The sequence below is a fragment of the Candidatus Accumulibacter vicinus genome (assembly GCF_000584955.1).
Lineage (GTDB): Bacteria > Pseudomonadota > Gammaproteobacteria > Burkholderiales > Rhodocyclaceae > Accumulibacter > Accumulibacter vicinus.
The window spans coordinates 240357-250609 of the sequence record NZ_JDSS02000024.1 but is presented as its reverse complement, the minus strand read 5'-3'; the positions used below and the strand labels follow the sequence as shown (position 1 = coordinate 250609).

Genomic DNA, 10253 nt, shown 5'->3' with positions numbered 1-10253 from the left:
TCGGCTGGGTGAGGTGATCGAGAGGCAGGACATGCGTCTGCTTGACTGTCTGCAGGGCAATGCTGGTCTTGATGCGGGCAACGCCCGGCAGACACAGCAGGCGCTTCATCATCAATTGGGAAAACACCGCCAGATCGGGAACCACGATACGCAGCATGTAGTCCGCGTCGCCACTGACGGAGAAGCAGTCCGTGACTTCCGGCATGGCCGCGATGGCGTTTTCAAAGGCCCCGCTGGCCGCATCGTTGTGTCGTTCGAGGATCACCTGGGCAAAAGCGGTGACCCCCAGGCCGAGCGCCGTGGGGGCAAGCAGCGCGACATAGCCGGCGATGATGCCATCTTCCTCGAGCCGCTGGATGCGGCGACTGATCTGTGACGCGGAAAGACGGATCTGCTCACCGAGGGTTGCGTTGGTGGCGTTGCCCTTGCGCTGTAACGCATCGAGCAACGCAAGATCGTAACGGTCGATGGTGATTTTTGACATGATCGGTACTTTTTATGCATGAAATATGCGCAGTATAGCGGTTTCTGCCCATAGATCAATCAGCAGGGAATGGCTCGGGCCAGTTCAGAGGGCGTTGTCGTCGAGCTGGCTGACGTCATCCCGGATTTCCTGATTGGCTTCATGGCGGCCCTTGACGAGCCACATCGCGCCGCTGACGAACATCCCGAACAGGGTAATCACCACGTAGATCGAGATGTTGGCGCGCATCATCAGGAAATAAAGACCCGTCATGGCCAGGATCGACAGGTTCTCGTTGAAGTTCTGAACGGCAATCGAGTGTCCGGCACCCATCAGGATGTGGCCGCGGTGCTGCAATAGTGCATTCATCGGCACCACAAAGAAGCCGGAGAGCGCACCGATCAGGACCAGCAGGGGAATGGCGAGCCACAGGTGATGGACGAAGTTCATCACCAGCACGATGATCCCCATGGCGATGCCGAGCGGAATCACGCGCACGGACTTGCGCAGGGTGATCATTCTCGCCGCGCCAGCGGCACCCAGCGCCACACCGACGGCAACCACGCCCTGCAGCATGCTCGACTTCGAGAGGCCGAGATGGAGCGCCGTTTCGGCCCATTTGATGACGATGAACTGGAGGGTGGCGCCAGCGCCCCAGAACAGGGTGGTCACTGCCAGCGACACCTGGCCCAGGCGGTCACGCCAGAGCAGTACCAGGCAATGATTGAACTCGCGCAGCAGATACCAGGGGTTCTTGTGCAGCACACGGTGATCGACGCCGGTGTCGGGAATATAGAGGTTGAACAGTGCCGCGAGCAGGTAGAAAACGGCGACAAAGCAGAGCGACATTTCGCCGATGGTATCGACGCCGGTATCAATGACCGGCAAATCGAAGGCGAGCAGGCTGTAGGCGACCTCCGGCTGGATCAGCGTGCCGCCGACGACGACGCCGAGGATGATCGCACCGACCGTCAGCCCCTCGATCCAGCCATTGGCGACCACCAGCAGACGGTGCGGCAGGTATTCGGTGAGGATGCCATACTTGGCCGGCGAGTAAGCGGCCGCCCCGAGACCGACGACGGCGTAGGCCAGCAAGGGGTGCGCATCCCAGTACATGATCGCGCAGCCGAAGATCTTGATCCCGTTGCTGATGAACATGACTCGCCACTTCGGCATCGAGTCGGCAAAGCCGCCCACAAAAGCCGCGAGTAGGACATAGGAGACGGTGAAGAAGGTCTTGAGCAGCGGTTCGTACTCGCTCGGCGCGTGCATTTCGCGCAGGAGCGAGATGGCAACGATGAGCAGGGCATTGTCGGCCAGCGCTGAAAAGAACTGCGCAGCCATGATGATGTAGAAGCCGAAAGGCATTGGATATTATGATGCCCTGTGGGTTGGGTGTTGGCCTTATACCATGAAAGGCGCCAACTTGTTAGCAGAACCCCGTGGCCGGGTGCTGCGCATTGGACCGGCACAGATCTGGCTCGCCGGGCTGTTTTGTGTTTGAATCTGGTTTAAAGGAAAAAGGAGAGATGGCTGGTGGCTGATCGTCGATTACAGGTATTTCAAGCGGTGGCCAGACACCTGTCCTTTACCAAGGCTGGCGAGACGCTGTACATGACGCAACCGGCCGTGACCTTTCAGATCAAGCAACTCGAGGAACACTTCAACACCCGTCTCTTCGAGCGCGGTGGCGGGCGAATCTCGCTTACTCCGGCCGGAGACCTGGTGCTCGATTACGCGGAGCGCATCCTTGGACTGACCAAGGAACTCGACGTCCGTGTCGCCGAGATGACCGGGCAGATGAGCGGCAGCCTGCTGGTCGGGGCGAGCACGACGATTGCCGAATTCATGTTGCCGCCGATCCTTGGCGAATTCAACGTCCGTTATCCACAGGTGCGTGCGCGGCTGACCGTTGCCAACTCGGAATCGATCAGTAACGCCATCGCCGCCCATACCCTTGACATCGGCCTGATCGAATCGAACACCAACAATCATCCCAGCCTGCAGTGCGAAATCTGTGGCGACGATGAACTGCAGGTGGTGTGCACGCCCCATCATCCCCTGTCCAAGCGTAGCGATGTCGATGCGCGCAGCCTGTTGGGGTACGACTACATCGCACGTGAACCGGGTTCGGGCACCCGCGAAGTCACCGACGACTATTTTCGGGCTTGTGGCGTCGATCCCGAGAAACTCAGGATGCTGATGGAGTTGTCGAGTCCGGAATCCTTGAAGGGCGTGGTGGCGACCGGTCTGGGCTACTCGATCGTGTCGCGGGCGAGTTTCGAGAAGGAACGGCAACTCGGAACGCTCGTCGCCGTTCCGCTGCGACCGCGACTGAAGCGTACCTTGTCGCTGGTCTATCCTAAAGAACGCTTCCGCTCCAGGGTGGTGCTCACCTTCGTCGACTTCGCCAGGAACAAGCTGCGCGAGCTGTCTGCCTGATGCCGCGCCCGATTGAAGCCCGCATTGATCTGGCGGCGCTGCGTCACAATTACCTGGTTGCGAAAAGGCATGCCGGTGCGGCCAGGGCCTGGGCGGTGGTCAAGGCCAACGCCTATGGGCATGGCCTGCTGCGTGCGGCGACAGCGCTCGGCGAGGTCGCCGACGGTTTCGCCCTGCTCGACCTCGATGAAGCGATCATCCTGCGCGAGGCCGGTATCCGTCAGCCGATTCTCCTGCTCGAGGGTTTCTTTGCCGCGGCCGATCTGGAAATCTGTGCGACGTATCGGTTGAGTGTAGTCATTCATCGCCTCGAACAGTTGCAGATGCTGCGTCACGCCGCTCTGCCGGTCCCCCTTCCGATCTACCTCAAGCTCGACAGCGGCATGCATCGCCTCGGTCTCTCCGGCGGGCAGATTCCGGCCGCGCGCCGCGAACTGACGGCGCTGGCTACGGCGGCGGCTCCTGCCCCGGTGACCTTGATGACGCACTTTGCCGAAGCCGACGCGGTCGGCGGTGAGCGCTGCATCAACTGGCAGCTCGAACGCTTTACCCGCATGCTCGCCGATTGGCCGGAGGCCGCAAGCCTGCCGATCTCGGTCGCCAACTCGGCCGCCATCCTGCGTTACCCGCAGACCGCGTATGCCTGGGTACGGCCCGGGATCATGCTCTATGGCGGCAGCCCGTTCGCCGCTCAGGAGGCCGCGAGCCTCGACCTCAAGCCGGTGATGACGCTGCGCAGCCGGATTCTGGCGGTGCAGGAAATCGGCGTCGGCGAGCGCGTCGGTTACGGCGGCACCTTTGTCGCGCAGCGGCCGACACGCGTCGGCGTCGTCGCCTGCGGTTACGCCGATGGTTATCCACGCCATGCGCCCAGCGGCACGCCGATTCTCGTTGCCGGTCAGCAGACGCAAACGCTCGGTCGAGTGTCGATGGACATGCTCGCCTGCGACCTGACCGATCTGCCAGGCACCGGCGTCGGCAGCCCGGTGGTCCTCTGGGGCGAGGGTCTGCCGGCCGACGCGGTAGCGGCCGCTGCACAGACCATCAGCTACGAGCTGTTCTGTGCACTGGCACGGCGCGTCCCGGTCGTCGAAATCTGAGCATGGCGCGGCCGGGGAACCCTTCAAAAACCGTTTTCACCTGCAGCGAGTGCGGCGCCAGCACCGGCAAGTGGCAAGGCCAGTGCCCCGCTTGCGAGGTCTGGAATACGCTGGTCGAGACGATGGTCGAAGTGCCGGTGGCCACCGGCAGCCAGCGGCGTTTTGCCGCGCTCGGCGGCACCGCCGGACTGCAGACGCTTTCCGACATCGAAGCGCGCGAAGAGGATCGGCTGCCGACCGGCATCGGCGAGTTCGATCGGGCGCTTGGAGGCGGGCTGGTCAGCGGGGGCGTCGTGCTGATCGGCGGCGATCCGGGAATCGGCAAGAGCACGCTGTTGTTGCAGGCGCTGGCGGCCCTGTCGGCGACACAGCAGGTGCTCTATGTCAGCGGCGAGGAGTCCGGCCAGCAGGTGGCGATGCGCGCGCGGCGGCTGGCGCTCGACACCGGCAAACTGAAACTGCTGGCGGAAATCCATCTCGAGAAGATTCTCGCCACGCTGCAGTCCGCGCAGCCGCAGGTGGCGGTGATCGATTCGATCCAGACGCTGTGGTCGGAGCAGCTCAGTTCGGCACCGGGGTCGGTCGCGCAGGTGCGCGAATGCGCGGCGCAGCTCACCCGCCTGGCCAAGCAGACCGGCATCACGGTGATCCTGGTCGGCCACGTCACCAAAGAGGGCGCTCTGGCCGGGCCGCGCGTCCTCGAACACATCGTGGATACCGTCCTCTATTTCGAGGGGGACACGCACTCGAGCTTCCGCCTGATCCGGGCGGTCAAGAACCGCTACGGGGCGGTCAACGAAATCGGTGTCTTTGCCATGACCGACCGCGGACTGAAGGGGGTGAGCAACCCTTCGGCGATCTTTCTGTCGTCACACGGCAGCGATGTTCCCGGCTCCTGCGTGCTGGTCACCCAGGAAGGCACGCGGCCGCTGCTGGTCGAGATCCAGGCGCTGGTCGATCAGGCGCACGGCAACCCGCGCCGCCTGACGGTCGGGCTCGACGCGCAGCGACTGGCGATGCTGCTGGCGGTCCTGCACCGCCACGCCGGCATCGTCTGTTTTGATCAGGACGTTTTCGTCAATGCCGTCGGTGGCGTCAAGATCGGCGAACCCGCGGCCGACCTCGCGGTGCTGCTGGCGATCGTCTCGTCGCTGCAAAACCGCGCCTTGCCAGCCAAACTCGTGGTGTTTGGAGAAGTGGGCCTGGCCGGTGAGATCCGCCCGGCGCCGCGTGGTCAGGAACGCCTTCGGGAGGCCGCCAAGCTCGGCTTCACGCGCGCGCTGATTCCCGAGGCCAACCAGTCCAGGCAGGCGATCGGCGGCCTCGAAGTGATCGCCGTGCGGCGCGTCGAAGAAGCGGTCGGACGGTTGCGCGAGCTTGAATGAGGGGCGCCCTCGACGCGTCGTGGGGGGAGGTCATAGCACGAAGATCGTGAATATTCCCGCCTTACCCGATTGGATCAACGGGTGCAGACGTTGACGCCCTCCCGTTGCGAGCGGGTCGCGATCAATCGCCTCACCTACAACGTGCGCCACTGGGGCCCGGACGATGCGCCACTGCTGCTGATGCTGCATGGCTGGATGGATTCTTCGGCCAGCTTTCAGTTCACGGTTGATGCGCTCCGTCACGCGTGGCATGTGGTGGCGCCGGACTGGCGTGGCTACGGGCAAAGCGAATGGCTGAACCGCCGCTATTGGTTCGCCGATTACTACGCCGACCTCGATGCGCTGCTCGATCGCTATAGCCCCGGTGTGCCGGCACGCATCATCGGCCACAGCATGGGCGGTGGGGTGGCGAGCATCTACGGCGGCGCCCGGCCAGATCGGATTGCCGGCCTGCTGATGGTCGATTTCCTTGGCCTGCAGCCAAACGCAATCCACGAAGCACCCGGCCGCATCCGCGAATGGCTCGACCACGCACGCGGGACGCCGAAGCTGCGCGCCTACGCCAGCCGCGATCAGCTTGCTGCGCGACTGCTGCAGTCCAACCCGCGACTCCTCCCGGAACGGGCCGCATTTCTGGCGACGCATTGCGCAACCGAGCTGCCCGACGGGAAGTATGTCGTTGCCTGCGACCCCTGGCACAAGGTCCCCTCGCCCCACCTCTACCGGATCGAGGAAGTCATGGCCTGCTGGCGGGCGATGACTGCTCCCGTCCTGCTGGTGACGGCTGATGAAGGCTATGTGCAGCAGCGCTTCGGCAAGTCTCCCGACGAACTGCAACGACGAATGAACTGCTTCGCGAAGGGAAGCGTTGCTTGCATTGACGATTGCGGGCACAACGTGCAGCACGATCGGCCGGAAATGCTGGCCGAGCTGATCGAGTCGTTTTTCGCAACAGTGCCAGATTGCATGCTACGGCGATAACCAGTTGCGGCACTCCGGAGCAACCGCATCTCGATTTTGGTGGTTAGCCCACCCCGCGACCGGCCGATCCTATATCGAACGCATCACGCCGAATCCCGAACGCGATGCGATCGTCTCCACCTGCTGGAGCACCCCGGAAAATATCCATGCAAGATGGAAACTCCTTGCGCAGACCCTCTTGACAAGCACCGCGTCGTTGTCGTCAAGCAGGGGTTTTCGGTTTGTTGCCGCTGCCGGAGGCGCTGCTGCCGGCCTGGGTCCCGCGGTACGGCCGAAGGCCCCAAGCCAATTCGTGTTTCGGTGAAACTCAGTAGCTCAAGGTCTTGGGCAGTTCCTTCGCCTGTTGCACCCAGGACTCAACCATGGCCAAGGAAGGTGCTTGCTTGGTGATCTGATGGCTGGCGTTGGTCTCGACAATCTTGGCATGCAGATTGTCGGCGCGGCGGGTTGCCAGTTCCTTGACCGTATCGACGCCGGCCTTCTCGAGCAGGTCGGAATAGACTCCGGAGACGCCCTTGATGCGGGCCAGATCGGCCCGGTTGGTGAGCTCCAGGATGACGCGGGTCTCACAACCGCAAGCGCTGGCGAGGACTTTTCTCTGTGCCGGCGCAGCGGCTGCCGCGAGAAGCTGTTCATTGTTGAGGATTCCATTGGCCTTGAGCTTTTCGATCAGCTCAGGGGTGCTTCCCTGCAAGTCTTTTACTGAGACGGTCATTTCGGTTTTCTCCTCTGGTGTGGTGGGCTGAAGCGAAGCTTGCATGTTGCCGGAATCTCCAGGTCAAGCGGGTATTCGGCGGAGACAATTCTAATATCGAATCATGGTGTTTCGCGAGCAGTTGAGGCAAAGATGCCGAATGGCCCTGATTCCGGGAAAATGGACGGGTTGGACGGTCGAAGGGTAGAAATCCAAGGACACTTCTGCGGTCTTTTGCGGTATCTCTTGAAACACGCAAGCATCGACCGCTGCGCTTTGGCCAAAACGCACGCGCGACGGATCAAACCGCCTACAGCCCGGCGAGCGCCGCCACCCAGGCTTCGGCACTCGGCCGCAGCAGTTCGAGGATCGGCCGCGGATAGACGCCGACCGCCAGAATCAACAGGGTCGGCAAGAGCAGCAAGGCCAGCTCGCGCGGCAGCAGGTCTTCGGCGGTGGCGAGGTCGGGATTGCGCAAGGGACCGAGAAAGGCTTGCCGGAAAGGCGACAGGAAGGCTGCGGCAGCGAGCACCATGGCGAACAGCGCTGCGAGGCCGGCACCGGTATGGCTATGCAGCGTTTCGACGATGATCAGCAGTTCTCCGGGGAAGCCGCTGGTCCCCGGCAGGCCGATGCCGGCCAGTCCGAAGAACAGGAAGAAGCCCGACAGGAGTGGCATGCGGTGGATCACGCCACCGAGCTGGCTGAGGTCGGTCGAGTCGCTTCGGCGCTGCAGGAAAGCGAGGACCAGAAAGCCGCCGCTTGCGGCGACGCTGAAGTGCAGCAGTTGCAGGAGCGCTCCCTGCAGCGCCGAAACCGAGAACGATGCCAGTCCCAGCACGACCAGCCCGACATGCGACAGGCTCGCGTATGCCAGTACGGCGCGCAGATTGCTCTGTGCCAGTGCTGCAACACTACCGTAAAGGATGGCCACGGTACCGAAACCGGCGAGCAGCCAGTGCAGCTCGCGCGCCGCGAGTGGCGCCAGTGGAATGGCGAAGCGGATCAGCCCGTAGACGCCGAGTTTGAGTCCGACCAGCACGGCCGTCACTGCCGCCGGCGCACCCATCGCCAGTGCGGGCAGCCAGGTATGCAGCGGCAGCAGCGGCACCTTGACGCCAAAACCGGCGAGCAGCAGCAGGAACACCAGATACTGGGTTCGCTCCGGCAGCGCTGTCGCCAGCAGCGTTGGCAGATCGAAGTGCAGCGCGCCGCCCTGTTCGGCATGTCCGAAAGCGAGCGCCAGGAGGCCAAACAGCAGCGGTACGCCGCCCGCGAGCATGACCAGGAAATAGCGCACGGCGGCTGCCTGGCGGCTGGCACCCAGGCCCCACAGGCTGACCAGGAAGTACAGCGGCAGCAGCGTGAACTCCCAGAAGCAGAAGAACAGGATGCTGTCGAGTGCGCAGAAGACGCCGAGAGTGGCCGCTTCGAGCAGCAGCAGCAGGGCGAAGTACACGCCGGGGGGGGCTGCGGCTGCAGCCGGCGCATGCCGTCGTCGCCAGCCGGCGACGATCGCACCACAGAAGAGCAGCGCCGTCGCCGGCAGAAAGAGCAGCGAGAGGCCATCGACGCCGACCAGGTAGTGGATGTTGACTCCCGGGATCCAGCTCGCCGAATCCAGCAACTGGAAGTCGGGGTCCTGACTATCGAAGGTGGCGACGATCAGCAGCGAGCAGAGCAGCGTCAGCACCGCGCTGCTCAGGGCGACCCACTGCGCACCGGCCTCGCGCCGCCACAGCGTGGCCAACAGCGCGCCAAGCAGCGGCAGCGACAGCAGCGTACTCAGCAGTGGCCAGGACGCCGGTTCACTCATGGTAGAAATGGGCCGACAGCGTCTGCGTTGCCGTGTCGGTCAACTGCAGCCAGGGTTCGGGGTAGAAACCGGCTGCCAGCAGCACCAGCAGCGTGGCACCACCAACGAAATACTCCATCTTGCCGGTGCGGGCGATGCGGGCTGCCGGCAGATCCCTGGGTCGCGGCGCGAGAAAGGCGCGCTGGAAAGCCCACAGCAGGAAACCGGCGGCAGCGACGTTGCCGAGCGCAGTGGCGATTGTCGGCAAGGCGCCAAAGGTTTCGATCGACGCTTCCAGAACCAGGTGCACAGCGTCGAAACCGGGTGTCCCGGGCATGCCGAGCAGCGCCAGGCCGCCGATCAGGAAGGCGACGGCGATGAAGGGAACGCGGTCGAAGAGACCGCCGAGCCGATCGAGATGGGTGGTGCCAGTACGGCGGTACACGTAACCGACCATCAACAGCATGACCGTAATCGCCAGTCCGAAGTTGACGGCCAGCAGCAGTGCGCCCTGCAGGCCGGCCGGATGCAGCGTAAACAAGCCAATCACGATCAGACTGGTATGGCTGACCACCGCAAAAGCCATCAGCCGGCGCAGATTGGCCTGCCGGAAAGCCATGCTCGCGGCAAAGAAGACGCCGACCATGGCGAAGGCCACGACATAGGGCTGCCAGATCATCACCGCTTCGGCGGTGAGCGGTAGCAGGAAGCGCGCCATGCCATAGATGCCGACCTTGACCCCGAGCAGCAGCACCGGACCCACGGCGATCAGGCCGTAGCCGGCCGAGTTGGGGAGCCAGCCATGCAGGGGAAACAGCGGGGTGCGTACCGCCAGGCCATAAAACAGCAGATAGAAGGCCGCCGACTGGTATTTGGCGATCTGCGGCGTTTCCAGCAATTCGAAGAGGTCGAAGCTCCAGTGGCCGCCAAGGACGTCGGCATGGCTCCAGACCAGGACGATGGAGCCGGCCATGAACAGGCACCAGCCGAAGAGCTGATACTGCAGGAAGCGTGACAGGGCCTGATTTTCCTCTCTGGCCGAAGCCCAGCGCCAGAGCAGGTAGCCGACCAGCGCCAGTTGTACGGCCGAAGCGCCGGCAAACCACAACAGGTTCATGGTCGTGAGCATGGTCATCTGCGACGACTCGATCAGCAACAGCACGCTCAGGAGTTGCACCGGCGAGATCTGCTGGCGGGCCATGCCGTAGAAAGAGAGCAGCACGCCGAGCAGCGCCGTGAGCAGGATGAACAGCACGCTCACCCCGTCGACCGCAGCATGGTAAGCGAACACATCGACGCGCTCGGCGAACTGCAGGAGGCTGGTCGACACGTCAATGCGGGCGTACAGGTCGATCGCCACGACCAGTTCGGCGACCGCGAAGATACGGCCGAT

General features: G+C 63.4%; 9 protein-coding genes. 4 read left to right on the top strand and 5 right to left on the bottom strand.

Features of this window, described 5'->3' with window-relative positions:
* Together CAPSK01_RS11755 and lplT are read right to left on the bottom strand one after the other, a co-directional pair.
* Window positions 1-484: Lrp/AsnC family transcriptional regulator (locus tag CAPSK01_RS11755; protein WP_034926530.1), on the bottom strand; the 484-nt coding region annotated here is incomplete at its 3' end.
* Between the two features lie 84 nt (window positions 485-568).
* Window positions 569-1831, bottom strand: a complete 1263-nt coding sequence (gene lplT, locus CAPSK01_RS11750) for a lysophospholipid transporter LplT (RefSeq protein ID WP_034926527.1) — start codon at window positions 1829-1831, stop codon at window positions 569-571.
* Window positions 1832-1999: 168 nt separating this feature from the next.
* Between lplT and CAPSK01_RS11745 the strand changes: the two genes are divergently transcribed.
* The 4 genes from CAPSK01_RS11745 to CAPSK01_RS11730 all read left to right on the top strand — a co-directional run bounded on the left by CAPSK01_RS11745 (window position 2000) and on the right by CAPSK01_RS11730 (window position 6371).
* Window positions 2000-2905, top strand: coding sequence for a LysR family transcriptional regulator (locus CAPSK01_RS11745; RefSeq protein WP_034926524.1), 906 nt, complete (start codon window positions 2000-2002; stop codon window positions 2903-2905).
* A complete protein-coding gene (alr, locus tag CAPSK01_RS11740; RefSeq protein WP_034926522.1) occupies window positions 2905-4005 on the top strand; it encodes an alanine racemase in 1101 nt (366 codons plus the stop codon). The genes CAPSK01_RS11745 and alr overlap by 1 nt, the downstream gene beginning before the upstream one ends.
* A gap of 2 nt (window positions 4006-4007) precedes the next feature.
* Window positions 4008-5390 carry a DNA repair protein RadA gene (radA, locus tag CAPSK01_RS11735; RefSeq protein WP_034926519.1) on the top strand — a complete coding sequence of 461 codons (1383 nt, stop codon included), beginning with the start codon at window positions 4008-4010 and terminating at the stop codon, window positions 5388-5390.
* Between the two features lie 81 nt (window positions 5391-5471).
* Window positions 5472-6371, top strand: a complete 900-nt coding sequence (locus tag CAPSK01_RS11730) for an alpha/beta hydrolase (protein ID WP_034926794.1) — start codon at window positions 5472-5474, stop codon at window positions 6369-6371.
* 307 nt (window positions 6372-6678) lie between these two features.
* Here CAPSK01_RS11730 and CAPSK01_RS11725 read toward each other — a convergent pair whose 3' ends face one another.
* The 3 genes from CAPSK01_RS11725 to CAPSK01_RS11715 all read right to left on the bottom strand — a co-directional run.
* On the bottom strand, window positions 6679-7086 hold the full coding sequence (locus CAPSK01_RS11725; protein WP_034926516.1) for a DUF4332 domain-containing protein: 408 nt from the start codon (window positions 7084-7086) through the stop codon (window positions 6679-6681).
* Window positions 7087-7375: 289 nt separating this feature from the next.
* Window positions 7376-8881: an NADH-quinone oxidoreductase subunit M gene (locus CAPSK01_RS11720; protein ID WP_034926513.1), complete on the bottom strand. Its 1506-nt coding sequence runs from the start codon at window positions 8879-8881 to the stop codon at window positions 7376-7378.
* The coding region (locus CAPSK01_RS11715; protein WP_034926510.1) for an NADH-quinone oxidoreductase subunit M at window positions 8874-10253 on the bottom strand (1380 nt) is incomplete at its 5' end. The genes CAPSK01_RS11720 and CAPSK01_RS11715, both read right to left, overlap by 8 nt.